This window comes from Nonomuraea ferruginea (assembly GCF_039540635.1).
GTDB lineage: Bacteria > Actinomycetota > Actinomycetes > Streptosporangiales > Streptosporangiaceae > Nonomuraea > Nonomuraea ferruginea.
In genome coordinates this window covers 19,012-44,429 of the sequence record NZ_BAABFD010000024.1, presented here as the reverse complement: position 1 = coordinate 44,429, position 25,418 = coordinate 19,012, and the positions used below count along the sequence as shown (strand labels likewise).

Genomic DNA, 25,418 nt, shown 5'->3' with positions numbered 1-25,418 from the left:
GGATCTCCCGAGTAACATCGGCCTGTGACGGACGACGGGCGCCGGATGATCGCCGGGCTGGCGCGCGGCTGCCATCCCGGGCCCACCGTGGCGGTCACGTCACTGGTCACCGCGCTCGCCGCCGCCGCCGGGCACGGCGCGGCCGGATGCCTGCTCGTGGGTCTGGCGGTGCTGTCGGGCCAGCTGTCGATCGGCTGGTGCAACGACGCGGCCGACGCCGGGCGCGACGTGGCGGCGGGGCGTGCGGACAAGCCGGCGGTCGACGGCACGATCACGCCGCGTGCCCTCTGGATCGCGGCGGCGGTGGCGCTGGCGTGCTGCGTGCCGCTCTCGTTCGCCTCGGGGCCGCTCGCCGGCTCCGCGCATCTCGCCGGGGTGCTCGCGGCGTGGGCGTACGACCTGGGGGTGAAGGCGACCCTGCTGTCGTGGGTGCCGTACGCGGTGGGGTTCGGGGTGCTGCCCGCGTTCGTGACGCTGGGGCTGCCGGGGGAGCCGTGGCCCGCCTGGTGGGCGACGGCGGCGGCGGCCCTGCTCGGGGTGGGCGCCCACCTGGCCAACGTGCTGCCGGACCTGGCGGACGACCTGGCGACCGGCGTGCGGGGCTGGCCGCAGCGGCTCGGCGCCGCCCGCCTGCGCGCCCTGCTCCCGCTCCCGCTCCTCGCCGCCACCTGCCTGCTCGCCTTCGGCCCCTCCACCACGACCCCTCCCACCGCCGAACCTCCGGCTGCCACGGGCCACTCCGCCGTGCTCTCGGACGGCTCGTCCCCATCGGCACCGGCAAGCACGGATCCGTCCGCCGACGAAGCGGACGGTCCGGCCTTTCCCGGCCTCGCCCGTACGAGCCCCATGGCCTGGATCGCGCTGGCCACGGCCGTCGTCCTGACGGCTGCCGGGCTTCTGCTGGGCCGCAACCACCCCCGGGTGCCGTTCGCGGCGGCCGTCGCGGTGGCGGGCGTGGACGTGGCGCTGCTGCTGACCGGCGGTGCCTCCCTCACCGGCTGATGGCGGGCGGATACAACTGTCAACGGCCGCGTCGGTGGTGGCGGACGGTGTCGCGCAGCCAGCGGGAAGCCACCGCGTACGCCAGCGGGACGGGCACCGTCCCCGACCCCAGCCCCACCTCCACCAGCAGGTCGAACACTTCCTTGCGGTGGGCGGCGGTGGCGATGGCGGCGTCGATGAACCCCGGCGACTGCGCCAGCCGGGCCAGCACGTCCGTGGTCCGCAGGTGCCGCCCCAGGGCCGCGCGCAGGCCGCGCCGGTAGACGGGCAGCGGGTCGCCGGGCGCGTCCGAGGCCGCCTCGCCGGCCAGCCGCCCCGACAGCAGCGCGTAGTAGATCCCCTCGCCGGTCAGCGGGTTGATCAGGCTCGCCGCGTCCCCGGCGAGCAGCACCCGCCCGGCACCGGGAGCCGGCCGGCCGGTGGACAGCGGCAGGTGGTGGGCGCGCAGGTCGCGGGCGGGCCGGTCGGGCAGCAGCTCGGCGAGCCTGCCGTGCAGCACCTGCCGCCCCGGCAGCCCGGTGGCGTGCAGCCGGGGCAGCAGCATCCCGAACCCGACGTTCGCGGTGCCGTCGCCGATGGGGAACGACCACGCGTACGCGGGCCAGCCCGCCCGCTGCATGGCGATGAGCTGCACGTCGTCCTCGTCGGGGACGTCCGCGTACCCGCGCACGGCGATGGCGGTGTGCCGCTCCGGCGTGACCGGGAGCCCGATCAGCCGCCGCACCGCCGAGTTGGCCCCGTCGGCCGCGACCACGACCCGCGCCCGGATCCGGCCGTCGATCACCACCACCGGCCCGGCTTCGGCCAGCTCCCTGACCCGGTGGCGCCGCACCTCGGCCCCGGCCGCCCGGACCGCCTCGACCAGCCGGGCGTCGAAGACCCGGCGCGGCACCACATGGTTGGGCCGCGCCGCGGTCGCCGACACCCGCGTGCCGCCGGGGGAGACCACGGTCAGGCGGGGCGTGGGCCGGTAGTCGTCGATCAGCCCCGGCACGCCCAGCCTGGCCAGCTCGTCACGCCCGTGGGCCGCGATGCCGTCGCCGCACGCCTTGTCCCGGGGGAAGTCCGCCTTGTCGAGCACCAGCACCCGCGCGCCGGGCCGCCGCCGCAGCGCGCCGAGCGCCGCCGCGGAACCGGCGGGCCCGGCGCCCACGACCACGAGATCCCACACGTCCTCCATGGGAGGACTCCTGCCCCGGCGCGGGACTCAGATCACTTGCCGAACCCCGCCGTCAGGCCGCTCAGCAACTGGCGGCGGCCCACCACGTACAGGATCAGGATCGGCAGCGTGGTCAGCACGACCGAGGCGAGCACCGCGGGCACGTTGACGCTGTACTCCCCCTGGAACGACCAGAGCGCGAGCGGCAGCGTCCGCTTGTCGGGGCTCTGCGTCAGGATCACCGGCAGCAGGAACCCGTTCCAGATCTGCAGCGCGTTGTAGATCGACACCGTCACCACGGCCGGCCGGGTCAGCGGGAAGGCCAGGCGCCAGAGCGTGGTCTGCTCGCTCGCGCCGTCGAGCCGCATCGACTCGAACAGCTCCTTCGGCACGTCCCGGATGAAGTTGGCCAGGACCAGCACCGACAGCGGGATCGCGAACGCGATCGACGGCAGGATGAGCGCCAGCAGGCTGTCGTAGAGATGCAGCCTGATGATGATCAGGTAGATCGGGATGATCGTCGCCTGCAGGGGGATGGCCAGGCCCATGAGGAAGAGCCAGTTCACCGACTTCAGGAAGCGGTTGGTGCTCGCCCGCACGATCGCGTACGCGGCCATGAACGAGAACAGCACCGCCGGGACCACCGAGCCGACGGCGACGATGAGGCTGTTGAGGAAGTACAGCGGGAAGTCGGACTCGATGACCAGCTGGTAGTTGTCCAGCGTCGGCGCGGTGGGCGGCGCCATCGGGTTCGACAGGTAGTAGTCGCTCTGGGCCTTGAAGCTGGTGATGACCACCCAGTAGATCGGGATGATCACGATCGCCAGCCAGAGCCACGAGATCGTCCCGCCGATCCAGTTCTTGGTCTCGCGCAGCCTGGGCCTGCGGCGGCGGCGACCGGACGGCCGCATCACCGTCCGCCCCGGCTTGTCGGACAGCGTGGTCGCCATGTCAGGCCCCTTCCAACTGGCTCGCACTGCCGTCGCGCCCGCCGAGCCTGCGCAGCACGAGCGCCAGGGCCAGGCCCACCAGGACGAGGATGACGGCGATGGCGCTGGCCGGGCCCATCAGGTTGGCCTGGTATCCCCGCTTGTACATGTCGAGCGCGAGCACCCTGGTCGCGTCGCCGGGCCCGCCCGCCGTCAGCACGAAGATCAGGTCGAAGAGCGTCAGCGAGCCGACCACCATGAGGGTCGAGGACGTGATGATCGTGTACTTCAGCTGAGGCAGGGTGATGCTGAAGAACTTGCGCACCCGCCCGGCTCCGTCGAGCTCCGCGGCCTCGTACATCGAGCGCGGGATCTGCCGCACCCCGCCCTGGTAGAGCAGCGAGTGGAACGGGATGAACTGCCAGGACACCACGAAGATCACCACGCCGACGGCGAGGGGGCCCTCGCCGAGCCAGTCCTGCGCCAGGAAGTCCAGGCCCAGGCCGGCGCCGAGCCCGAAATTCGGGTCGAGCAGCGCCTTGTACGTGATCGCGATGGCGGCCGAGCTGAGCAGCAGCGGGATGAAGTACAGCACGGCGATCAGCGCGCGGTAGCGCTGATGGCCCGCCAGGAACACCCCGATGAGGATGCTGGCCGGCGTCTGCACCAGCCACGACAGGGCCATGATGAGAAACGTCACCCACAGGGCGTGCGGCAGCCCGGGATCGCTCAGCACCGCGCTCCAGCTCGTGAGCCCGCTGAAGGAGATGTCCTGGCTGAGCCCGTCCCACGTGGTGAAGCTCAGCGCGAGCACCCCGAGCAGGGGGATCACGCCGAAGGCGACGAAGACGAGCAGGGCGGGGACGGCCAGCCACACCAGGGAGCCGCTGCCGCGCACGCGGGTCGCGGCGGGCGGTCTCCCTCGGGGTGGAACGGTGACGATCGTGCTCACTTGCCGATGACCGCGTTCATGTTGGTGGCGAACTCCTGCGGCCCGATCGACAGCTGGAACAGCTTGGCGATGTTGTCGAGCAGCACCTCGGCGGCGGTCGGGCTGAGCGCCTGGTCCCACGACTGCTGGAAGACCTTGGCGTTGTTGGCGATGCCGACGACGAAGTTGAGGAAGTCGGCGTCCTCGGAGCCGGTGAAGAACTTCTCCGAGCCCTTGATCACGGGAACCGCGCCGGTGCCCACCCACTCCTCGGCCGACTTGTCGCTGATGACCTCGGTGGCGAAGAACTTCTTGGCGATCTCCTTCTGCTCGGCCGTGGCCTTGGCGGAGATCGACATGTACTGGCCGGGGTTGCCGACGGTGTTGCCGGGGTCGCCCTTGCCGCCGTCGATCGGCGGGAAGTTCATGTAGCCGAGGTTACCGCCGGAGACGAAGTCGCCGCCGTCCTGCTTCATGCCGCCGTACGTCCAGCCGCCGTGCACCATCATCGCGGCCTTGCCGGTGTAGAGCAGCGCCTGGTCGGCGTTGGAGTCGGCGGTGATGGAGGAGAAGCCCTTGATGAAGCCGTCGGCCTTGATCAGGTCCTGCATCTTGGTCAGCGCGTCGATGGCGACGGGGTTGGACCAGGCGTCCTTCTCCGCGTCGAACACGGCCTGGAACACCTCGGGGCCGCCCATGCGGTCGAAGAGGAACTCCAGCCACATCATGTTGGTCCAGCGCGACTGCCCGCCCAGCGAGAACGGCGCGATGCCCTTGGCGTTGAACTTGGGCACCAGGTCCATGATGTCGCCCCAGCTCTGGGGCGGCTCGGCGCCGATCTTCTCGAAGGCGCGCTTGTCGTAGTACAGGACGATCGGCTGCATCGTCTCGCAGGGGATCGCGTAGATCTTGCCGTCGACGGTCGCCGCGCCGAAGGACGAGGGGAACAGCTTGTCCTTGACGGCCGCGTTCTCGTCGAACCACGAGGTGAGGTCCTCGACCTGGCCGGCCTGCACGTAGCTGCGCAGACCGCCGCCGCCCCAGCCCCAGATGATCGTGGGCGCCTCGCCCGCGCCGATCGCCGTCTTGATCTTGGTCTTGAAGGCGTCGTTCTGGAAGGTCGTCCCCACGATCTTCCCGTTGGGGTTGGCCTGGTTGAACCGCTCCATGGTCCGCCTGCGGACGCCTTCCTGCGGCTCCGTCGACAGATACCAGTAGCTGGCGGTGGCGCCACCACCGCCACCGCCGCTGGTGCTCGTGCTGCCGGGGCCGGAGGTGCCGCAGGCGGCGAGCGCGGCTCCCAGGGGCAGGCCCATGGACAGGGCGAGGAAGTTGCGGCGAGACGTTGTCCTGGATTCCACGCTGATCTCCGTACTCGAACGCCGGGGGATGGTGCCGCGGCTCCACAGTGTCGAAACATTTTCGAAACGACCGCGTGGCACGCCAATCTAGATTTCGGCCGAAGGGGTGTCAACCTCTCCCCGCACGAAACTCCCTCTCGGCAAGAGCGAGACGAGTGGGATACGCTCGCACGGGCGCCACGCTGGGTGATCTGGAGCCGAGAGCGCTCCCACGCCACCCCCGCGCAGCGCGTCCGAAATGTTTCGAAACTTTGCGGCAAGAGCCGCCTCTAAGGAGAGCGATCAATGACGGCTCTAGATCGGCCGGCGGCGGGCCAAGCCCTCCGTCCCTGGCAGGATCCCGCGCTTCCGGTAGGGGAGCGGGTGGACGCCCTGCTGGCGGAGATGACGGTGGAGGAGAAGGTCGCGCAGCTCGGCAGCCGGTGGGAGGGCAACACCATGGGTGAGCCCGTCTCCGCCCCCGATCCGGGCGACGGCGGCACCGGCAACGTGGCCCCTTTGCAGGACGCGTTCGCCGCGTCGAACACCTCCCCCTTCCAGGAGGCGGTCCGCCACGGCATCGGCCATCTGACGCGGGTGCACGGCAGCCGCCCGGTGAGCCCCGCCGAGGGCGCCGCCGAGGTGGTCCGGTTGCAGCGTGAGGTGATCGCGCAGTCCAGGCTGGGCATCCCGGCGCTGGTCCACGAGGAGTGCCTGACCGGTTTCACCACCTACGGCGCGACGGTCTACCCGGCGGCGATCGCCTGGGCCGCCACGTTCGACCCCGAGCTGGTGGCCCGGATGGGCGCCGCGATCGGGCGCGACATGCGCGCCCTCGGCGTGCACCAGGGCCTGGCGCCCGTGCTGGACGTGGTCCGCGACTACCGGTGGGGCCGGGTCGAGGAGACGATGGGCGAGGACCCGTACCTCGTCTCGATGATCGGCTCCGCGTACGTGCGCGGGCTGGAGGGCGCGGGCGTCATCGCCACGCTCAAGCACTTCGCCGGCTACTCCGCCTCGCGGGCGGCACGCAACCACGGCCCGGTGCCGATGGGCCGGCGCGAGCTGATGGACATGATCCTGCCGCCCTTCGAGTCGGCCATCGAGCTGGGCGGCGCCCGCTCGGTGATGAACTCCTACTCCGACGTCGACGGCGTCCCCGCCGCCATCGACCCGTGGCTGCTGACCGAGGTGCTCCGCGACGACTGGGGGTTCACCGGGACCGTCGTCTCCGACTACTGGTCGATCCCGTTCCTGGCCACCATGCACCTCGTGGCCGCCGACGCCGGCGAGGCCGGGGTCCAGGCGCTCACCGCCGGCCTCGACGTCGAGCTGCCCGACACCCTCGGCTTCGGCCAGCACCTGGCCGAGCGGGTGCGCCGCGGCGAGCTGCCCGAGGAGCTGATCGACCGGGCGGTGCGCCGCCTGCTCACCCAGAAGGCGCAGCTCGGGCTGCTCGACCCGGACTGGACACCGCAGTCCTCGGTGACCGGCGCCGAGACCGTCGAGCTGGACTCGCAGGCCAATCGGGAGCTGGCCCGCGAACTGGCCGAGAGGTCCGTCGTCCTGCTCGACGCGGGCAGCGCGCTGCCCCTGCTCGGCGAGGGCCGCACCGCCCCGCGCCGGATCGCCGTCGTCGGGCCGTGCGCCGACGACCCGCGCACGTTCATGGGCTGCTACGCCTTCCCCAACCACGTGCTGCCCCGCTACCCCGGACTCGGTCTCGGCATCGACGCGCCGAGCGTGCTCGACGCGCTCCGCGCCGAGCTGCCCGGCGCCGAGATCGCCTACGAGCGCGGCTGCGACGTGCGCGACGGGGACCGCTCCGGGTTCGCCGCCGCGGCCGCCGCGGCCCGCGACGCCGACCTGTGCGTGGTCGTCGTCGGCGACCTGGCCGGCATGTTCGGGCAGGGCACCTCGGGCGAGGGCTGCGACGCCGACGACCTGCGCCTGCCCGGCGTCCAGGAGGACCTGGTGACCGAGCTGGCCGCCACCGGCACGCCGGTCGTCGTGGTCGTCGTCTCCGGCCGCCCGTACGCGCTCGGCGAGATCCACCCCAGGGCGGCCGGGCTCGTCCAGGCGTTCATGCCCGGCGAGGAGGGCGGCGCGGCCATCGCGGGCGTGCTGTCCGGCCGCGTCCAGCCCGGCGGCAGGCTGCCGGTGCAGATCCCGCGCACCCCCGGCGGCCAGCCGCACACCTACCTGCAGCCGCCGCTCGGCGCCGACAGCGACGGCATCAGCAACCTCGACCCGACCCCGCTCTTCCCCTTCGGGTACGGGACCTCCTACACCTCCTTCGAGCTCGGCGAGTTCCGGATCAGCGACACCGAGGTGCCCACCGACGGCGAGTTCACCGTCTCCGTCCGGGTCCGCAACACCGGCGCCCGCGCCGGAGACGAGGTCGTCCAGCTCTACCTGCACGACATGCTCGCCCAGGTCACCCGGCCGGTGCGGCAGCTCGCCGGGTTCGCCAGGGTCCGGCTCGAACCGGGGGCCGCCGCCGACGTGCGCTTCCGCGTGCACGCCGACCGCACCGCCTTCACCGGCCGTGACCTGCAGCGGATCGTCGAGCCCGGCGACATCGAGGTGCTCGCCGGCACCTCGGCCCGCGACCTGCCGTGCGCCGGCACCGTCCGGCTCACGGGGCCGCTGCGGGCTGTCGGCCACGACAGGCGGCTGTTCACACCGGTGGACGTGCACCCGGCGGGGGATCGGGACTAGCCGTGCCGGCCAAGCGCGCCACGCTCGCCACGATCGCGGCCGCCGCCGGCGTGTCGGTCGCGACCGTCTCGAAGGTGCTCAACGGCCGCAGCGACGTCGCGCCGGCGACCCGCTCGCTGGTGCTGTCGGCGCTGCGGCAGCACGACTACGTGGCCCCGCCGCCCCGGCGCGACGAGACCGCGGGCACCGTCGAGCTGCAGTTCGACTCCGACCTGAACGCCTACTCCAACGAGATCATCCAGGGGGCGGTGCGGGCCGGCGGCGAACTCGGCGTGTCGGTCGTGATCAGCATCCGCAAGGGCTCCGAGCGCACCAGCAGGTGGGCCAGGGAACTGGCGGCGACCGGCCGGCGCGCGCTGGTCGCCGTCACCAGCGAGCTGACCGCCGCCCAGCTCGCCGCCCTGGCCGAGGCCGGCCTGCCCCTGGTGGTGATCGACCCGCTCAACCTGCCGCGCACCCGCGTGACCAGCGTCGGGTCGACCAACTTCGCCGGCGGGCTGGCCGCCACCCAGCACCTGCTCTCCCTCGGCCACCGGCGCATCGCCTACCTGGGCGGCCCCGCCACGGCGGCGTGCAACCAGGCGCGGCTGCACGGCTACCGCGCCGCCATGGAGGCCGAGGGCGTGGCGGTGCGCCAGGAGTACATCCAGCACCGCAGGTTCCGCTACGGCGACGGCGTCGAGGCCGGCGCCTGCTTCCTCGCCCTCCCCGAACCGCCGACCGCGATCTTCGCCGGCTGCGACGAGACCGCGTTCGGCGTGATGGAGGCCGCACGGGCGCGCGGCCTGCGCGTCCCCGACGACCTCAGCGTCGTCGGTTTCGACGACACCCAGATAGCCCGCATGGCCTCACCACCGCTGACCACCGTCCGCCAGCCGCTCCGCGAGATGGGCGGCGTCGCCCTCCGGCGGGCCCTGCGCCTGGCCGCCGGCGAACGGATCGACTCCCACCACATCGAGCTCGCCACCGAACTCGTGGTACGCGGCTCGACCGCCCCCGCCGCACCCCGGCAGTAGCCTCATTCCAGTCCTGGGCGTCGTCCAGCGCGAGGTGGCCCAGGACGACGTCCAGGTAGGCGAGTGCGGCTGAGCCGTGGTGGAGGCTCCGGCTCGCGCCGGACAGCGCGACGAACTCCTCGGCGTCGTCCGCCCTGACGCGCCGCACGGTGACGCGGGAATGTCCAGACACCCGCCCATTGTGCTGGGGCGAGATCGATCAGCGCAGTACCCTCGCGACGGAACCTTGGGTCTTGCCGGAGTCGCCGGTTCGGCCTTCAATGACGGCCATACGGCGATCACCGGAGGAACCGATGCGTGGCTCACGGGCGTCCGCAGTTGTCCTGGCGATGGTGCTCACGACGTTCGTGGCCGCCGAGCCGTCGCTCCCGGCGGTCGCCGGCCCCGCCGATCCGGAGCCCGCCTCGCTGGTGACGCTCACGGTGCCCGACCGGGCCGCGCTGGAGCGGCTGGTGGGCTCGGGCGCCGACCTCACCGGCCGGGTGCGGCCGCAGCCCGACGGCAGCATCCGCGTCGACGCGGTGGTCACCCCCAGCCGGCTGGCCGAGCTGCGCCCGCTCGGCGCCACCCTGGCCACCGGCACCCCGGCGCCCGCCCCCGAGGACCGCGGCGGCACGAAGGACCGCATCGTGGTCGAGCGGGCGGTGTGGTTCCAGTCCCGCGACGGCTACTTCCTGTCGGTCGAGGCGTCCAGCAGCGCCGGCGCCGACGCCGCGCTCACCGTGACCTGGAAGGGCAAGGGCGGCGCGACCGGCCAGGTCGAGATGGTCCCGTACGTGGACGCCGGCGCCTATCTGGGCCACCAGTTCAGCGTCCCGGTGCCCGCCGGCGTCAGGCCGGACCGCGTCACCATCACCTCCGCCGCGGGTGGCGTGGCGGAGGCGCGGGTCGGGGAGTGGCCCGACGGCGAGCGGCCCGACCGCGACCGGCCGGGCTACCAGAAGGACTTCATCACCCAGTACATGCCGCCCGCGCAGCTCAACGCCCGGGTCAAGGACCTGCACCGCCGCTTCCCCGCCCTCACCGAGATCATCGAGCTGCCCCACCTGACCAACGGCTACCGGCGCCACGCCCAGGCCCTGATCGGCACCCCGCCGGGCGCCGCCGTCGTGGTCACCTCGCGCGCGTACGGGTCGGAAGGCGGCAACGACCTGGCCGTGGAGCTGTCCGACCCGGGCGCGGCCGACCGGCCGCTGGAGGTGGTCGTGGACGGCAAGCAGGTCAGGGTCAGCCTGGCCACCGACGGCTCCGGCACTCCGGTGAGCACCGCCGCCGAGGTCGCCGCCGCGATCACCGGCGCGCCGGGCAGCCCGGTGACCGCGGCCACGTACCGGACCGACCCGGGCGCGGGCGTCCTGGCGCCCGCGCCGCTCACCCAGCTCAGCGACTTCCTCGGCGCGCCCGCGGACGTGTCGCGGGAGCCGTGGCGGGTGCTGGCGCTGCGCATCGGCACGCACCGGGACGGCTCGCGCACCGGCGTGCTCGCCTACGCCCAGGAGCACGCCAGGGAGTGGGTGACGCCGCTGGTCACCATCGAGGCGGCCGAGCGGCTGCTGCGCAACTACCCGCGCGACCCGGCCACCAGGAAGCTGCTGCGCCGCGCCGACATCTTCATCGTCCCGACCGTGAACCCCGACGGCGCCAACTACTCCTTCTACGACTTCAACGCCCAGCGCAAGAACATGACCAACCACTGCCCGGCCGCCCAGTCCGACCCGGCGCTGCGGAACACCTGGGGCGTGGACGTCAACCGCAACTACGCCGTCGGTTCGCTGTTCGACGGCTACTTCGGCGCCTCGGCCAACTGCCAGAGCGGCACCTACGCCGGGCCCGGCGAGCACTCCGAGCCGGAGAGCCGCAACGTGATCTGGCTGGCGGAGACGTACCCGAACATCCGGTTCGCGCTCAACGTGCACAGCTACGGCGGCTACTTCATGTGGCCGCCCGGCGCCTACCGGCTCGACGGCCGCGTCACCCTGCCCAGGCCCAGCCGTCAGCAGGAGGCGTACTTCCTGCGCTCGGCCCGCACCATCCTGGAGGCCATCGCCGCCGAGCGCGGCACCGTCACCTGGCCGCAGCAGACCGGGCCGGTCACCGACGTGCTCTACTCGGCCGCGGGCAACTCCGCCGACGAGCTCTGGTACGACCACGGCGTCTACGGGTGGGACTTCGAGGTCGGCAGCGACCTGTGGAACCCGCGGACCGGGGCCTGGGAGGGCGTCGGCTTCCAGCCGCCCTTCGCCGAGGGCCACGCCGAGGCCATGGAGTTCGCCGCCGGCCTCATCTCCCTCATCGGCGTCGCCGCCGACTACCGAGAGGACCGGTGAACCATACCGCGGTGATAGGGGCAAAGTGCCTTGTCCCCGGACGATGCCGTCGCGTCTACCGTGACAGCACCCCCACTGTCCGAGGAGACACGATGCCAAGACCCCTCCGTCTCGCGCTCTCTCTCATCCTCACCCTGGCCTTCCTGCTGGCCACCACACCCGCGCAGGCCACCGCCCTGGTCAGGGTGCTCCGCTACGACGCCAGCCGGGCGGCGGAGTTCCGCGGCGCGGTCGACCAGGCCGCGCAGATCTGGAACGCCAGCGTCGTGAACGTCCGGCTCGTCGCGGGCACGCCCGCCGACTTCGTCATCGTCGCCGACAACGGCTGGCCCCGCGCCCAGCCGACCAGCCTGGGCCGGGGCCGGATCTGGATGGGCCGCCAGGCCACCGACCAGGGCTACCACCCGGTCCGCATCGCCGCCCACGAGATCGGCCACATCCTGGGCCTGCCCGACCGGCGCACCGGCCGTTGCACCGACCTGATGTCCGGCTCCAGCGCCCCCGTGAGCTGCACGAACGCCAACCCGAGCGCCGCCGAGCGTGCCGAGGTGGACCGCAACTTCGCCGGCAGCACCCCGCAGGCCGAGTTCGGCAGGCTGTACGTGGACCGCTGAGCCCGGCCGTGACCGGGGCGTACGACCGGCCCGGCGACGCGGCCCGCTGATCGATCGTCCTTAGACTGGTGCTGTCCCGCAGCCCCGTCCCAGAGGAGCAGACGACGTGACGGCACCGATGCGGCTGGCGCCGGTGATCCAGCCCTACGCGTGGGGGTCGCCGACCGCCTTCCCCGAGTTGTTCGGCACCCCCGCGACCGGCGAACCGCAAGCGGAGATGTGGATGGGCGCCCACCCGGCCGCCCCGTCCACCGTGGGCGGGGTCCCGCTCACCGAGCTGATCGCCCGTGACCCGCTGGGCATGGCCGGGGCGTCCGGCCCCGGCCTGCCCTACCTGCTCAAGGTGCTGGCGGTGGCGGGCCCGCTGTCGCTGCAGGTGCACCCGACGGCCGAGCAGGCGCGGGCCGGGTTCGCCCGCGAGGAGGCCGCCGGGGTGCCGATCGGCGACCCGGCGCGCACCTACCGCGACCCGTTCCCGAAGCCGGAGATGGTGTGCGCGCTCACGCCGTTCCACGGGCTCTGCGGCTTCCGCGCGCCGGACGAGGCGGCGGACCTGCTGGAGAGCCTGGACATCCCCGAGACGGGCCGCTGGGTGGAGACCCTGCGCGCCCGCCCCGCCGGTGAAGCGCTCCGCGAGGTCTTCCAGGACATGCTCGGCGACGCCTCCAAGGACGCCCGCGAAGCGGTGGAGCACGCCCTGACCGGCGCGCCCTCCCGCGGCGGCTCCGGTCCCGCGGGCGGGCTCGCGGTGTACGCGGAACTGGCGCGCGCCTATCCGGGGGATCCGGGTGTGGCCGCCGCGCTGCTGCTCAACCACGTACGGCTCCAGCCCGGCGAGGCGATCTTCCTCGGCGCCGGGGTGCCGCACGCCTACCTGGGCGGCGTCGGGGTCGAGATCATGGCCAACTCCGACAACGTGCTGCGCTGCGGTCTGACCGGCAAGCACCGCGACGTGCCCGAGCTCATGCGGATCGTCGACTTCACGCCCGCGCCGCCGCACCGGGTCCGGCCGTCCGCGGACGACGGGCGGCACGGCTACCACCCGCCGGCCACCCAGTTCGCGCTCGTCCGCCACGACCTCACCGAGGGGGCCGCGCACACCGTGCCGGGCGGGGTCCCGCAGATCCTGCTGTGCACCGGTGGCCACGCCGTCGTAGGCGGGCTCACATTGGGGCCCGGCGAGTCGGCGTTCGTCCCGGCGAACGCCCCGGAGCTGCCGCTGACGGGGGAGGGGACCGTGTTCCGCGCCCTGCCCGGCGGCTGACGCGGAGGCGGTTGCCTTCTCGTGGAGTCTGACGTAACCTGCAAGTGTAGTTGGAGGTTAGTGCCTAGCCAGCGAGGAGGTTCAGACATGCTCCTGACGACCGTCGACCCGTTCCTGCAGGAGTTCGAGCGCCAGTTCGACAGGCTCACCCGTCAGGCCTTCGGCGCCGGCGGAGCCGTCATGCCGATGGACGGCCTGCGTCGCGACGACGACGTGGTGCTCCGCTTCGACCTGCCGGGCATCGACCCCGGCTCGATCGAGGTCACCATCGACCGGGGTGTCCTCAGCGTCAGCGCCCACCGTGAGGAAGAGACCGGCGCCGACGAGCGTCTCTTCGTCCGCGAGCGTCCCATGGGCGCGTTCACCCGCCGGATCTACCTGTCGGAGCACCTCGACAGCGACAAGATCGACGCCGCCTACGCGGACGGCGTCCTGACCGTGCGGATCCCCGTCCTCGAGCGCGCCAAGCCGCGCAAGGTCGAGATCCAGCGCGCGGACGTCAAGGCCATCAGGCGCTGACGCCGCACCGCGCGGGGGGCGGCTCCCCGCCCCCCGCCCCGGAGGAGGCCATGATGTCCCAGCTGCCGATCGACGACGATCACGCGCCGCTCTACACGCTCGGGCAGGTGGCCGACATGCTCCGGGTCCAGCAGGCGTTCCTGCGCCGCCTCGACCAGCACGACGTGATCAGCCCCCGGCGCTCACCGGGCGGCCAGCGGCGCTACTCGCGCCGCGACATCCTGGTCGTGCGCCACGTCATCGGGATGACCGACCAGGGGATGACGCTGGTCGCCGTCCGCCGCATCCTCGAACTGGAGGCCGAGCTCGATCGCCTCCGCGAGGAGCTGGCGGAGGAGCGGCGGCGGCAGAGCCGGCCGGACTGACCGCCGGTCGCCCGTCACACCGCCGTGAGGTGGATCAGCACCGCGTCGTCCGGAGACAGTGACGGGATCCCGATGCCGGAGACGCCCAGCGCCCGGCCGGTGAGCACGTGCTCGCCCGTGACCCAGACCGGGTCGCCGTTCCGCGGCCGGGAGCGCACCGGCGTCAGCGGGCGGACGCGGTAGGCGGTGCCGGGGTCGAGCCCCGGCAGCCGCAGCAGGCCCGGTGGCCAGGTGACGGGCAGCGCCAGCATGGCGACGGCGAAGATCGCCTCGGAGCCGTCACCGGCCACCACCCCGTGTGCCTGGAAGCCCTCAGGCGCCTCGTCCAGCCGCACCGCCGTCCCGGTGTGCAGCAGCTCCCGGTGCCGCTTGTGCAGCTCGATCCAGGCGGCCACCTCGGCCAGCTCGGTCTCGGTCAGCGTGGTGAGGTCCCACTCCAGCCCGAAGTGGCCGAAGAACGCGGTCACCGCGCGGAACGGCAGCGCGTGGACGCGGCCGGTGGTGTGCGAGCGGGGCGCGCCGACGTGGCTGCCGATCAGCTCCGGCGGCAGCAGCTGCGCGGTCCAGCGCATGATCTGCTGCCGTTCGGTCGAGTCGATGCAGTCGCTGGCCCAGACCCGGTCGGTGTGCTCCAGGACGCCCAGGTCCACCCGGGCGCCCCCGGACGAGCAGGACTCGATCTCCAGCCCCGGACGGGCCGCGCGGATCTCGGCCAGCAGCCGGTAAAGGGCGAGCGTCTGCTCGTGCACCGCGGGCCTGCCGGTCGCCGCCCAGCCCGCGTCGACCAGGTCGCGGTTGTGGTCCCACTTGACGTAGTCGATGTCGTACTCGCCGATCAGGGCCAGCAGCCGTTCCTTGACGTAGGCGTACGCGTCCGGGTGCGCGATGTTGAGCACCTGCTGGTGACGGGCGGTGGGCGGCAGCCGGTCACCGGCCCCCATGATCCACTCGGGATGGGCGCGGGCCAGGTCGGAGTCCGGGTTGACCATCTCCGGCTCGAACCACAGCCCGAACTCCATGCCGTGCGCCCGCACCCGCTCCACCAGAGGCTTGAGCCCACCGGGCCACACCTCAGGGTCGACGTACCAGTCGCCGAGCCCGGCCCGGTCGTCGCGCCGGCCCCTGAACCAGCCGTCGTCCAGCACGAACCGCTCCACGCCGATCCGGGCCGCCCGGTCGGCCAGCTCGGTCAGCCGGTCCAGGTCGTGGTCGAAGTAGACGGCCTCCCACGTGTTGAGCACCACCGGCCGCGGCGCCGGCGGATGGGACGGGCGGGCGCGCAGGAAGCCGTGGAAGCGGTGCGCGGCCTCGTCGAGCCCGCGCCCGTACGCCGCGTACATCCACGGCCCCGGGTACGACTCGCCCTCGGCGAGCACGACCTCGCCCGGCAGCAGCAGCTCGCCGCCGCCGAGGTGGGTGCGGCCGGTGTGGACGCGTTCGGCGTAGGAGAGGTGGTTGCCGCTGAACGCGACGTGCACCCCCCACACCTCGCCGCGCCGGAAGCCCGCGTCCGGGGTGGTGGCGAACAGCACGGTCGCGGCGTCGGCGCCGGTCCGGCCGTGGCGGCCCTCGCGCAGGTGGGTGCCGACGGTGATCGGCCGCCGCTGCGGGACCCGTTCCTTGGACCAGCGGCCGGCCTGGTCGAGCAGGTCGGTGGCGACGGCGGGCACCGGCAGCGCCAGGTGCAGCGCCTCCAGCGTGTACGGGTCCGCGTGGTCGTTGCGCAGCCCGGCCCTGGCCCGCAGCAGCCCCGAAGAATGCAGCTCGACGGTGAGCGACAGCGTGAGCCGGGCGCGCGGGTCGGCGGCCTCCGCGGTGAGCGCCCGCACCCCGCCGCCCTCTTCGAGCCCGTACGTGACGGCGGTGAAGGCGGGCGACCAGTCGCGGCCCGCGCGGTGACCCCGCAGGCCGGGCATGCCGGTCCAGCCGGTGCGCGCCTCGGGGACCAGGCCGGTGCGTACGGGGACGTCGGAGGTCAGGTCGAGGCGGGGCCGCAGCGAGGAGGCCAGCGCGGCCAGCGCCCGGTCGTCGAGCGGGCCCAGGTCGGGCCCCCAGTGCAGGATGGCGGGCAGGGCGTCGGAGGGGCATTCGATCACCACGGAGACCCCGGAGGCCCTGAAGTGGTGGATGACAGGCTCCATGCGCGTCTTTCTGGGTGAGGGGACAACGCTCGGCTCGATCGTTTCACACGGCCCCGAGACGTCCCCGTGATGATCGTCTGCGAGGATGCCCCGATCCCGTACTGATCATGAAGGACATCCGATGAAGCGTGCCATAGCCGCGCTGGCGGGCGCCGCCGCCCTCCTCGCCGCCGCCCCCGCCCATGCGACCGCCCCGGCCGACCCCGTGAAGGTCCTGCAGAAGCGGCTGGCCAAGGGCACGGGGCTGAAGTTCACCGACACCGTCTCGTACATCGACCTGGAGGGGACGACGGCGGCGCTGCGCCGCACCGGGAAGCTGACGCTGGACCGGAAGGGCGCCGCCGCCGTCGAGGTGCGTGCCCGCACCGTGAAAAACGACGCGGACCACCTCGGAGGCATCGTGGACGACGAGCGGGTGATCGCCGTCGGCAAGCGGACCTACGTCAAGGGGGGCATCCTGTCCCGCAGCGCGCCGGAGGGCAAGACCTGGGTCAAGCTCCCCCGCGCCTCTCTCGGCCTGGGCGGCCGGTACAGCCAGACGATCAACCCGGCCGAGCCCGCCACGCTGAAGGCGCTGATCACCTCCGGCGAGAAGTCCGGGCGCACGTACACCGGCAAGATCAGCGAAGGAGAGCTGTGGAAGAACTCTTCCTGGTTCCGGCTCTCCAAGGTGATCAAACCCACGGATCCGGAAGTGCTGGAGTACCGGCTCACGCTGAGCGCGGGCGAGCTTCCCGCGAGGCTCGTCACCACCTTCCCCGCCGCGTCCGGACCGTGGCGGCGCAGCCACAACGGCGGCGAGACGATCAGCGTCGACACCCGCTACACCGGCTGGGGGAGCAAGGTGCGCATCAGCGCTCCGGCCAGGAGCCAGGTGCATGAGGTGAAGCGCTGAACAGCTCGTGACCTCCGGGGCCGAGCCTGCCCGCCAGCAGCCGCCCCGCGCCCGGCAGCGCGGCCAGCCGCAGCAGCCAGTCGCGGGCCGCGATCCGGCCCCGGCTCGGCGGCGCCATCCACTTGACGAACCGGCGGCCGAACCGCTGCACCCGCGCCACGGGCCCGCGCATCCGCGCCTCGTAACGCGCCGCCGCGGCGGGCACGTCCGCCAAGAGCCCTCCGCCGGGCGCCGCCGCGGCGGGCACGTCAGGCCCGCCACCGGTCAGTTCCTCCGCGAGCACCCGGGCCGCCGCCATCGCCAGCGACGCCCCGTGCCCGGCGAACAGCGACACCGCCTGGCAGGCGTCGCCCAGCAGCACCACCCGGCCCCGGCTCCACGCGTCCATCTCCACCTGGCTCACCTGGTCGTAGTACAGCTCCGGCGGGTCCGGGCAGTGCGGCAGCACCCGGGGCAGGATCCAGCCCAGGTGCCCGTACCGCTCACGCAGCGCGGCAGCGGGGGCGGCGGGCCAGGCCGGATCGGGCTCGCGGTGCAGGAACAGCATCGCGAGCCGGCCGCCGCGCAGCGCGTACGCGCCCGCCATCATCCCGGGAACGGTCAGCATGCGGTAGCGCACGCCCACCCGCCGGCTCAGCTCCTCGTCGTCGAGCGAGTACGCGGCCACGTGGTGGCCCAGGTAGCGCACGAACCGCTCCCGCGGCCCGAAGACCAGCTCCCGCACCCGTGAGTGCACGCCGTCGGCGCCCACGAGCAGGTCGGCGTCCCGCCACGTCCCGTCGGAGAGCAGGACGCGCACGCCGCCTGAGCCCTGCTCCACCGCGTCCACGGTGAGTCCGTACCGCACGGGCGAGCGCACCCGGTCGGCGACGGCCCGCGCCAGATCGCCCCGGAGCAGGCTGGTCACCCCGTACGCGCCGGGCGGCAGCGTCAGCCGGCTGGTGGTGCGCCCGTCCCCGTCCACGTAGCCGAGCTCGTTCACCTCGTAACGCAGCTCGCGCAGCCTCTCGCTCAGCCCCATCCGCGCGGCCACCTCGGCACCCGGGCCGTAGAAGTCGATCATGTAGCCGCCGTCGCGGAACGACCCGGCCCGCTCCACCAGCTCCACGTCCCACCCGGCCCGCTCCAGGTGCCAGGCCAGCGTCAGCCCCGCGATGCCGGCGCCGCACACCACCGCTCTCATCGCGTCCCCTCCCGCACCAGGGCCAGCAGCGGCGCGGCCAGCCGGTCCGGATCGAGGGCGGGGTCGAGCGCGCGATGCAGCACGATGCCGTCCATCGCCGCCGCCAGCACGGCCGCCACCGCGTCCGCGTCGCCCTCGTGCCCCCGCTCGCGCAGCCACGCCGCCACGACCGTCCGGAACCCGCCGACCTGCCCGCGCAGCCGCTCCCGCAGCTCCGGGATCCGGGTGGCGGCCAGGTAGAGCTCCGCGACCAGCAGCGACGCGGGGTCGGTGCCCGGATAGCGGCCCAGCTCGGCCATCATCCAGCGCACCCCGTCGCCGAGGTCGGCGTGCCGCGCCAGGCCGCCCGCGAACTCCTCCAGCAGCCGCCCCGTCACCTCCGTGCCCGCCTCGGCCAGCAGGTCCGTCACCGACGAGAAGTGGTAGTGCACCACCCCCGGCGCGACCCCCGCCCGCTCGGCCACCATCCGCGTGGACACCCCGCCCCAGCCCGCCTCCACGATCAGTGGCACGGCCGCGTCGAGCAGCCGCCGCCGTGTCGGAACCGCTGTCATACACCCTCCTTTTGGACGAACGCCTTGGACGACTGTCCAACACACTACGCGCGAAGGCCCGGAAAGGTCCAGCGGAGGGATCCACTCAGGAGAGATGGCGGCGCAGCAGCAGCATCGCGGCGTCGTCCGGCAGCGGGCCGCCGACGTGCTGGATCAGGTCGGCGCGCAGCGCGTCGAGGGCCTCCTGCGGCTCACCGGCCAGCAGGAGCCCGGTGCGGTCGGTCAGCGGGTAGAAGTCGCCGCCGCGGTTGCGCGCCTCGATCACCCCGTCGGTGAACAGCAGGATCTGGTCGCCCACGCCGAACGCCACCCGATGCGGCTTGGGCCGGTCGGTCGCGAGCGCTCCGAGCCCCAGCGGCAGGCTCTCCTCTGGCGGATCCACCGTGATGATCTTCCCCTCGCCGCGGATCAGCAGCGGCGCGGGATGCCCGAAGTTCAGCAGCGAGATCTCCTCGTCGTGCACCTCGGCCAGGATCGCCGTCACGAACGTCTCCGCGCTCAGGTGGCGGCCCAGGCTGGCCTCCAGCCGCTCGCCCACCTCGGTCAGCTCGCTCATGTCGTACGCGGCCTCGCGGAAGGCGCCGAGCACCCACGCGGCGGTCTCCACCGCGGTCAGCCCTTTGCCCTGCACGTCGCCGATCAGCAGCCGCACCCCGTGCGGTGTCGTGACCACCTCGTACAGGTCACCGCCGATCTGCGCCTCCGCCGCCGCCGACGTGTACGACAGCGCGATCCGCAGGTCGGCGGCTCGGCGCGGCACCGGCCGCAGCAGCACCCGCTGGGCGGCCTCGGCGACCAGGCGCACGTTGGCCAGCTCGCGCTCGCGGCGCAGCCGCAGCCGGCTGACGATCATGCTGGCCGCGGTGACGCCCGCGACCGTGGCGATGGTGATGTTGTTCTGCCGGGTCAGCAGCGTGCCCTGGTATTGCGCCAGGGGCACGCACAGCGCCAGCGCGGCCACGCCCACGAAAGCGGTCCTGCGCACGCTCCCGTATACGGAGGCGAACGTCGGGCCCAGCGTCAGCAGCGGGAGAAAACCCAGATCGCGGCCGGCCATCAGGTCGGTCACCGCCACCGCGAGCAGCACGGCGAACGGCAGGTAGCGCAGCACGACCTGCGATCTCACCGGAGCCCCTCGCCCCGTCGCCGCCCAGTCCCGACCCGCGCTCCCAGCACTTTCCTCCCCGAGCGTGCACGAACTCCCGGCCGTGAGACGTCAACGGCGCGCCGAGACAATCATGGCCGATCAAGGCGGTTTCGTTACCGACCGTTTCCCAATCGTAAGTCTTGCCTGCCGCGCGCCCCGGGAAAGACGCGCGGCTATCTGGACCGGATGCTCAGCGGGCTTCGTGCCGCTGACGGCAGGGCACGCAGTGCCGGGTCAGCGGCCTGATCTTCAACCGCTCGAACGGGATGCTGGTGCCGCAGTCGGCGCAGCGGCTGTAGCTGCCGTCCGCCAGCCGCTCCAGGGCGTCGCGGATCTCGGTGATGGTCCGCTCGGTGGAGGCCAGGTCGGCCAGCACGCCCTGCTTGGAGCCGTCGTCCGTGCCACCGCCTCCCTCCACCAGTGCCCGGAGCTCGTCCAGCCTGGAGGCGCGCCACATGAGCTGGCTCTGCAGGTTCTCGCTGATGGTCTGGACCTGGACTTCGCTGAGCATGACGTGCTCGTCGTGCTGGGTCATGGAATGCGTCCTTACGTGAGAGAGAGGTGTTCGTAGCTGCGGAAGAGGGGACGGCGCTCAGGCCGTGGGAAGGGCGAGCAGTGCCGCCATGGGAGGCAGGCACAGCCGCGCCAGCCCGCGCACGGTGGCGTGCGCGGGTTCGGGGGCGCTGCTCACCGTCATGCGCAGCCTGGAGCACAGGCGCCCCGCCAGCCCGGCTTCCGCCGCGCCGCCGCCGGTGAGCATCAGCCCGCCCTCGCGCGCCGCCGGGCGCAGCCGGGCCGGCAGGCGGGCCAGGAGTTCGGCCGCCATCTCGGTGACGCGGTCCTGGACGTGCGCGGGCAGCGACCCGTCGCCATCGGCGGGCAGCTGGACGGCGACGGCGTCGGTGACGGCGGCGTCCCTGATGACCACCGCCTCGATGATGCCCGCGCCGACGTCCATCAGAAGCCGGGGGCGCGGGCCGGTGATGTCCAGGCCGCTGCCGAGCGCGGCGGCCAGCGGCTCCTCCACCACGGTCGCCGCACAGCCTGCGGCCCGCTCGACGATGCCGGTGACCGTGGCCCGCTCGGCGGGCGAGGCGGTCACCGGCACGCCCACCAGCACCCGGCCGGGCGTCCGCGCGCCCTCGGGCAGCGCGGTGCGCAGCACCTGGTCGACCAGCCGCGCGCAGGCGGCGACGTCGGCGACCAGGCCGTGCCTGACCGGCCGGGCGGAGCCGGGCACGCCGGACGGCTCGTCGACGATCGAAGGGTGGCCGAAACCGATCAGGCGGATCCGCGCGGTGCCGAGATCGACCGCGGCCCTGTCGTCCAGCCAGGAAACGCGGCCGTTCCCGGTCACGTCCCGTTCCCCGCCTCGTCTCCGGCTCCAGGTCCCGGCGGGACGGCCGCCTCGGGCCGGCTCCGCTCCGGGACTCCCGCGGGGGCCGGGCGCGGCGCCGGGATCTCGGTGGCGCCGGAGTGCCCCTGCCGCTCCCTGGTGCCGGCGCAAGCGAGGCAGAGCTGCTCGTGCGGGATGCGGCGCAGCACACCGTACGGAATGAAGGCGCCACAACGCACACAGGTGCCGTACAGGCCGCGGTCCATCCGGGCGAGCGCCGACTCGATCGCGTCGCTCTCCCGGCGGGCGAGCCCGGCCAGCGCCGCGGAACCCGCCGTCACGGCGGCCGACAGGTCGGCGCGAGCGGCGGCGAGCCGCTCCTCCAGCAGGTCGCGCAGCTCCTCAAGCCGCGCACGGTGCTGGTCGTAGTCCTGCATGAGTGTCTGCAATGAAGCCATGAGGCATCGCTCCTAGCCTGAGAGATCCGGCGCGTACGCCGAGGAGGCCCCGCGCCGCGACAGCACGGGGAGGGAGGATCTCTAGACGGGCGGCGGGCTCCGGGAGCCGGCCGCGCGATGACCCGGCTGCTGGGGGCCGCGGATGGCGGCCGAGCCCGCTTCCGGCCAGGACGGGGCGTGCCTGACGGACACCGTCTCGGCACGCTGGCGCGCCGGCCACAGGCGGGGCAGGTGCTCCGCCCTGACCTGCTGGTGCGGCAGCGTCGACACCGCCGTCACCTCCGACCCGGGCGTCATCACCCCCGCGGTCTGGACGCGCTGCTGCACCGGGTGGACCCCGGCCCAGCGAGGCGTGGAGGCGACCATGACCAGGGCAAGCAGCAGCAGGCCCACCACCGCGAGAAACGGGGTGGAGCCACGTGTGATGCTCCGGGTCGCCATGAGGCCGACCATAGCTCACTTTCCTGGTGGAAGCACCGGTCAAAGTCGCCTGATCAGGGTGGCGTCCGCACTCTGGAACGGGCCCGGGAAAGCACCCCTGAAAGGCGCCGATACCGGCGAGGCGTCCGGTGCTGGGGCGGGCACGCCGTAGGGTGGAGGCTTACGCGCGTGAGTGCCTTCGCGGCGCGCGTGTGCCAGCATGGAGATCGGATCCAGCCGTCCGGTCGCGTACCGCCGGTGGACGGGACGATCCCGCTGATCGTCCCGGTAAGATCATCGTCACCGATGGCGGCGGCTGCGCAGCGGGGAAGCCGCGTTCCGTGCGGCCCGGCCGGATCTCCGGCGTCCACACCGCAAGCACGTCAAGATCAAGGCAGCGACGAGGAGGGACCGTGCGCACCAGGGTGCCCGCAGCGCTCCTCCTCATGCTGTCGTGGTTCCTGCCCGCCCCCGCCCACGGACAGGTCGTCCAGGTCGTCACCGCGCAGGGGGTGACCCAGCAGGCCCAGCAGGGCAGTCACCACCCGGGCGCGCGCAAGTCGCCGCTCCCGCCGTCCACCGCCCAGGCCCGGACGATCTCGTACGAGATGAGCGGCGGCGCCGCCCTGCTCCCGCCCGGCCCGCCGCGTCCGTCGCTGCACGCCGCAGCCGCCGAGCGGCCGCACGCCTGCGCGGGGTTCACCGCCGCCTGCCAGGAGACCACCCCCGCTCGCGCGCCCCCTTCCTCCACGGCGCTCTGAGAACACCTGGTCCCTTCTTTCCTCTCAAGCCCGTGGAGGCTTCCCATGTCACGTGCGCCGCTCTGGCGCGCACTGGCGGCTTTCGCCGTCATCGCGACCTCATTGGTCCTCGCCCTCACCATGGCGCCGCGGCTCGGCCTCGACCTGCGCGGCGGCACCCAGCTCGTGTTCGAGACGCGCGACTCGCCCACGATGAAGGCCGACTCCGAGGCCACCGACCGCGCCCTCGACGTGCTCCGCCGGCGGGCCGACGCGCTCGGCGTCGTCGACCCCACCCTGGTCCGCTCCGGCGAGCAGCGCATCATCGTCGAGCTGCCCGGCGTGCTCGACCCGGAGCAGGCGGCCGAGGTCATCGGCAAGACCGCCCAGCTGTCCTTCCACGCCGTGAAGGGAGTGGCCCAGGAGGGCGAGAAGGCGGAGAACGGCGAGATCGTCGTCGCCGACGAGAGCGGGCAGCGTCTCAGGCTCGGCCCGCCGGTCATCAGCGGTGACGGCGTCAGCGACGCCAACGAGCGCAGCGACCCCCAGCAGGGGCCGGGCTGGTGGGTGAGCGTCCAGTTCCGCGACGCCGCCGCCTGGCAGAAGCTCACCGGGGAGGTCGCCTGCTTCGAGGCGGGCGACCCGCGCCGGCGGCTCGCGATCCTGCTCGACAACGAGATCATCTCCTCCCCGCAGCTCGACCCGTCCATCGCGTGCCGGGCCGGCATCCCCGGCGGCGGCACCGACATCACCGGTGACTTCACCCTTGAGGAAGCCCGCGAGCTGGGCGTGCTGATCAAGGGCGGTGCGCTGCCCGTTCCGATGGAGCTGGTCGAGCAGCGCACGGTCGGCCCCACGCTGGGCGCCGACGCCATCGAGGCCAGTGCCAAGGCCGGCGTGGTGGGTCTGCTTCTCACCACGCTGTTCATCGTCGTCATCTACCGGATGGTCGGCCTCGCCGCCGCCCTCGCGCTGGCCTGTTACGGGCTGATCTCGTACGCGGCGCTGGTGGCGATGGGCGCCACGCTGACCTTGCCGGGCCTGGCCGGTTTCGTGCTGGCGATCGGCATGGCCGTGGACGCCAACGTGCTGGTGTTCGAACGCGCCAGGGAGGAGTACGCGGGAGCGCCCAAGCGGGGCCTGCGCCATGCGCTCGACCGCGGGTTCAAGATGGCCTGGAGCGCCATCGCCGACTCCAACATCACCACCCTGATCGCCGCCGGGCTGCTGTTCTGGCTGGCCTCCGGGCCGGTCAAGGGCTTCGGTGTGACCCTCGGCATCGGTGTGCTGGCCTCGCTCGTGTCGGCCATGCTCATCACCCGCGTGTTCACCTCGCTGATCATCGACCGGATGGGCCCGCGCGTGTCCGGCCTCGGCTCGGTCGGGCGGGTCAGGACCTGGCTGACCAAGCGCGACCCGCAGGTCATGGCCCGCAAGACGCTCTGGCTGGGCATGGCGGTGGTGGTGACCGTGGTCTCGCTCGCCGGGCTGTTCGCCCGCGGGCTCAACTTCGGCGTCGAGTTCACCGGCGGCCGGCTGGTCGAGTTCTCCACCTCCACCCCCATCACGGCCGACACGGCCAGGCAGGCGGTCGCGGACGCCGGCTTCCCGAACGCGGTGGTGCAGGCTTCCGGCCCGGACGTCTCCGTACGGGCGGGCGAGCTGGAGATCGCCGAGGTCAACCGGATCCAGGAGGCGCTGGGCGAGGTCGGCGGTGAGGTGAACAAGAGCCGCGACGAGTTCATCGGCCCGAGCCTCGGCGAGGAGCTGCGCCGCAACGCGCTGATCGCGCTCGGCGTGGCGATCGCCGCCCAGCTCGCCTACCTGGCGTACCGGTTCCGCTGGACGTTCGGCACCGCCGCGGTCTCCGCGCTGGTGGTGGACGTGTCGGTGGTGATCGGGCTGTTCGCCTGGCTGGGCAAGCCGATCGACGGCGTGTTCCTGGCCGCGATGCTCACCGTCGTGGGTTACTCGGTCAACGACAAGGTGGTGGTCTTCGACCGGGTCCGGGAGCTGTGGGCGCTCAACCGCAAGGAGCCCCTGGCCAAGTCGGTGAACGGGGCGATCCTGCAGACGCTGCCCCGGACGATCAACACCGGTCTGGGCGCGTTGTTCATCCTGATGGCGCTGGCGGTGTTCGGCGGCGACTCGCTGCGCGACTTCGCCATCGCCCTGGTGACGGGCATCATCGTCGGCACGCTGTCGTCGTCGTTCGTGGCCGGGCCGCTGGCCATCACGCTGGGCCGGTTCGACAAGCAGCCGCCGCCCGAGCCGCCGCAGCCGCGTGTCAAGCGAGCCCGCGAGGGCTCGGGCGCGGTGCTGTGACGAGCCCGTGAGGACAAGGGACGCGCCGGCGG

23 protein-coding genes are annotated in these 25,418 nt (G+C 73.1%); 11 read left to right on the top strand and 12 right to left on the bottom strand.

The window, feature by feature from the left end; all coding sequences use genetic code 11:
• The first annotated feature begins 24 nt into the window (after window positions 1–24).
• A complete protein-coding gene (locus ABD999_RS36325; RefSeq protein WP_271278591.1) occupies window positions 25–1,002 on the top strand; it encodes a UbiA family prenyltransferase in 978 nt (325 codons plus the stop codon).
• A 19-nt stretch (window positions 1,003–1,021) separates the two neighbouring features.
• On the opposite strand, the gene ABD999_RS36320 is transcribed toward ABD999_RS36325, so the two are convergent.
• From ABD999_RS36320 to ABD999_RS36305, 4 genes are read right to left on the bottom strand one after another with little or no spacing between them, the layout of a single operon-like run.
• Complete coding sequence (locus ABD999_RS36320) at window positions 1,022–2,182, bottom strand: NAD(P)/FAD-dependent oxidoreductase (protein WP_271278590.1); 1,161 nt, start codon at window positions 2,180–2,182, stop codon at window positions 1,022–1,024.
• A 32-nt stretch (window positions 2,183–2,214) separates the two neighbouring features.
• A complete protein-coding gene (locus tag ABD999_RS36315; RefSeq protein WP_271278589.1) occupies window positions 2,215–3,111 on the bottom strand; it encodes a carbohydrate ABC transporter permease in 897 nt (298 codons plus the stop codon).
• Between the two features lies 1 nt (window position 3,112).
• On the bottom strand, window positions 3,113–4,042 hold the full coding sequence (locus ABD999_RS36310) for a carbohydrate ABC transporter permease (RefSeq protein ID WP_271278588.1): 930 nt from the start codon (window positions 4,040–4,042) through the stop codon (window positions 3,113–3,115).
• A complete protein-coding gene (locus tag ABD999_RS36305; protein WP_271278587.1) occupies window positions 4,039–5,382 on the bottom strand; it encodes an extracellular solute-binding protein in 1,344 nt (447 codons plus the stop codon). Before ABD999_RS36305 ends, ABD999_RS36310 begins: the two co-directional genes overlap by 4 nt.
• 285 nt (window positions 5,383–5,667) lie before the next feature.
• On the opposite strand from ABD999_RS36305, the gene ABD999_RS36300 reads away from it, so the two are divergent.
• From ABD999_RS36300 to ABD999_RS36270, 7 genes are all read left to right on the top strand, one after another.
• Entirely contained in the window at window positions 5,668–8,082 is a 2,415-nt protein-coding gene (locus ABD999_RS36300) for a beta-xylosidase/alpha-l-arabinosidase (RefSeq protein WP_271278586.1), read from the top strand.
• A 2-nt stretch (window positions 8,083–8,084) separates the two neighbouring features.
• Entirely contained in the window at window positions 8,085–9,098 is a 1,014-nt protein-coding gene (locus ABD999_RS36295; RefSeq protein WP_219546636.1) for a LacI family DNA-binding transcriptional regulator, read from the top strand.
• 293 nt (window positions 9,099–9,391) lie between these two features.
• Complete coding sequence (locus ABD999_RS36290; protein ID WP_271278585.1) at window positions 9,392–11,425, top strand: M14 family zinc carboxypeptidase; 2,034 nt, start codon at window positions 9,392–9,394, stop codon at window positions 11,423–11,425.
• Between the two features lie 92 nt (window positions 11,426–11,517).
• Complete coding sequence (locus tag ABD999_RS36285) at window positions 11,518–12,039, top strand: snapalysin family zinc-dependent metalloprotease (RefSeq protein ID WP_271278584.1); 522 nt, start codon at window positions 11,518–11,520, stop codon at window positions 12,037–12,039.
• 106 nt (window positions 12,040–12,145) lie between these two features.
• Entirely contained in the window at window positions 12,146–13,303 is a 1,158-nt protein-coding gene (gene manA / locus ABD999_RS36280) for a mannose-6-phosphate isomerase, class I (protein ID WP_271278583.1), read from the top strand.
• 87 nt (window positions 13,304–13,390) lie between these two features.
• A complete protein-coding gene (locus tag ABD999_RS36275; RefSeq protein WP_148031517.1) occupies window positions 13,391–13,822 on the top strand; it encodes an Hsp20/alpha crystallin family protein in 432 nt (143 codons plus the stop codon).
• Between the two features lie 50 nt (window positions 13,823–13,872).
• Window positions 13,873–14,187: a MerR family transcriptional regulator gene (locus ABD999_RS36270; RefSeq protein ID WP_219546639.1), complete on the top strand. Its 315-nt coding sequence runs from the start codon at window positions 13,873–13,875 to the stop codon at window positions 14,185–14,187.
• A gap of 14 nt (window positions 14,188–14,201) precedes the next feature.
• Here ABD999_RS36270 and ABD999_RS36265 read toward each other — a convergent pair whose 3' ends face one another.
• Entirely contained in the window at window positions 14,202–16,328 is a 2,127-nt protein-coding gene (locus ABD999_RS36265; protein ID WP_271278582.1) for an alpha-galactosidase, read from the bottom strand.
• A 121-nt stretch (window positions 16,329–16,449) separates the two neighbouring features.
• Between ABD999_RS36265 and ABD999_RS36260 the strand changes: the two genes are divergently transcribed.
• A complete protein-coding gene (locus ABD999_RS36260) occupies window positions 16,450–17,223 on the top strand; it encodes a hypothetical protein (protein ID WP_271278581.1) in 774 nt (257 codons plus the stop codon).
• On the opposite strand, the gene ABD999_RS36255 is transcribed toward ABD999_RS36260, so the two are convergent.
• The 7 genes from ABD999_RS36255 to ABD999_RS36225 form a co-directional block, all read right to left on the bottom strand.
• Complete coding sequence (locus ABD999_RS36255; RefSeq protein ID WP_148031521.1) at window positions 17,180–18,406, bottom strand: FAD-dependent oxidoreductase; 1,227 nt, start codon at window positions 18,404–18,406, stop codon at window positions 17,180–17,182. The genes ABD999_RS36260 and ABD999_RS36255 overlap by 44 nt on opposite strands.
• A complete protein-coding gene (locus tag ABD999_RS36250) occupies window positions 18,403–18,960 on the bottom strand; it encodes a TetR/AcrR family transcriptional regulator (protein ID WP_148031522.1) in 558 nt (185 codons plus the stop codon). Before ABD999_RS36250 ends, ABD999_RS36255 begins: the two co-directional genes overlap by 4 nt.
• An 85-nt stretch (window positions 18,961–19,045) precedes the next feature.
• A complete protein-coding gene (locus ABD999_RS36245; RefSeq protein WP_271278580.1) occupies window positions 19,046–20,086 on the bottom strand; it encodes a PP2C family protein-serine/threonine phosphatase in 1,041 nt (346 codons plus the stop codon).
• A 211-nt stretch (window positions 20,087–20,297) separates the two neighbouring features.
• Window positions 20,298–20,642, bottom strand: a complete 345-nt coding sequence (locus ABD999_RS36240; RefSeq protein WP_271278579.1) for a TraR/DksA family transcriptional regulator — start codon at window positions 20,640–20,642, stop codon at window positions 20,298–20,300.
• A 57-nt stretch (window positions 20,643–20,699) separates the two neighbouring features.
• Window positions 20,700–21,464: a rod shape-determining protein gene (locus tag ABD999_RS36235; protein ID WP_148031524.1), complete on the bottom strand. Its 765-nt coding sequence runs from the start codon at window positions 21,462–21,464 to the stop codon at window positions 20,700–20,702.
• Window positions 21,461–21,901 carry a TraR/DksA family transcriptional regulator gene (locus tag ABD999_RS36230; RefSeq protein ID WP_271278578.1) on the bottom strand — a complete coding sequence of 147 codons (441 nt, stop codon included), beginning with the start codon at window positions 21,899–21,901 and terminating at the stop codon, window positions 21,461–21,463. Before ABD999_RS36230 ends, ABD999_RS36235 begins: the two co-directional genes overlap by 4 nt.
• 81 nt (window positions 21,902–21,982) lie before the next feature.
• The gene (locus ABD999_RS36225; protein ID WP_148031526.1) at window positions 21,983–22,342 is read right to left on the bottom strand and encodes a hypothetical protein; all 360 of its coding nucleotides are present in this window, start codon (window positions 22,340–22,342) and stop codon (window positions 21,983–21,985) included.
• 392 nt (window positions 22,343–22,734) lie between these two features.
• Here ABD999_RS36225 and ABD999_RS36220 point away from each other — a divergent pair, with 392 nt between their 5' ends.
• Both ABD999_RS36220 and secD read left to right on the top strand, forming a co-directional pair.
• On the top strand, window positions 22,735–23,082 hold the full coding sequence (locus ABD999_RS36220) for a hypothetical protein (RefSeq protein WP_148031527.1): 348 nt from the start codon (window positions 22,735–22,737) through the stop codon (window positions 23,080–23,082).
• Between the two features lie 45 nt (window positions 23,083–23,127).
• The gene (secD, locus tag ABD999_RS36215) at window positions 23,128–25,386 is read left to right on the top strand and encodes a protein translocase subunit SecD (RefSeq protein ID WP_345483119.1); all 2,259 of its coding nucleotides are present in this window, start codon (window positions 23,128–23,130) and stop codon (window positions 25,384–25,386) included.
• Window positions 25,387–25,418: the final 32 nt, after the last annotated feature.

Bases quoted from the DNA above. Each gene is read 5' to 3' on its own strand.
- ABD999_RS36320 (WP_271278590.1), bottom strand. From the start codon at position 2,182: ATGGAGGACGTGTGGGATCTCGTGGTCGTGGGCGCCGGGCCCGCCGGT.
- ABD999_RS36315 (WP_271278589.1), bottom strand. From the start codon at position 3,111: ATGGCGACCACGCTGTCCGACAAGCCGGGGCGGACGGTGATGCGGCCG.
- ABD999_RS36300 (WP_271278586.1), top strand. From the start codon at position 5,668: ATGACGGCTCTAGATCGGCCGGCGGCGGGCCAAGCCCTCCGTCCCTGG.
- ABD999_RS36290 (WP_271278585.1), top strand. From the start codon at position 9,392: ATGCGTGGCTCACGGGCGTCCGCAGTTGTCCTGGCGATGGTGCTCACG.
- ABD999_RS36285 (WP_271278584.1), top strand. From the start codon at position 11,518: ATGCCAAGACCCCTCCGTCTCGCGCTCTCTCTCATCCTCACCCTGGCC.
- ABD999_RS36275 (WP_148031517.1), top strand. From the start codon at position 13,391: ATGCTCCTGACGACCGTCGACCCGTTCCTGCAGGAGTTCGAGCGCCAG.
- ABD999_RS36270 (WP_219546639.1), top strand. From the start codon at position 13,873: ATGATGTCCCAGCTGCCGATCGACGACGATCACGCGCCGCTCTACACG.
- ABD999_RS36265 (WP_271278582.1), bottom strand. From the start codon at position 16,328: ATGGAGCCTGTCATCCACCACTTCAGGGCCTCCGGGGTCTCCGTGGTG.
- ABD999_RS36260 (WP_271278581.1), top strand. From the start codon at position 16,450: ATGAAGCGTGCCATAGCCGCGCTGGCGGGCGCCGCCGCCCTCCTCGCC.
- ABD999_RS36255 (WP_148031521.1), bottom strand. From the start codon at position 18,406: ATGAGAGCGGTGGTGTGCGGCGCCGGCATCGCGGGGCTGACGCTGGCC.
- ABD999_RS36250 (WP_148031522.1), bottom strand. From the start codon at position 18,960: ATGACAGCGGTTCCGACACGGCGGCGGCTGCTCGACGCGGCCGTGCCA.
- ABD999_RS36240 (WP_271278579.1), bottom strand. From the start codon at position 20,642: ATGACCCAGCACGACGAGCACGTCATGCTCAGCGAAGTCCAGGTCCAG.
- ABD999_RS36230 (WP_271278578.1), bottom strand. From the start codon at position 21,901: ATGGCTTCATTGCAGACACTCATGCAGGACTACGACCAGCACCGTGCG.
- ABD999_RS36225 (WP_148031526.1), bottom strand. From the start codon at position 22,342: ATGGCGACCCGGAGCATCACACGTGGCTCCACCCCGTTTCTCGCGGTG.
- secD (WP_345483119.1), top strand. From the start codon at position 23,128: ATGTCACGTGCGCCGCTCTGGCGCGCACTGGCGGCTTTCGCCGTCATC.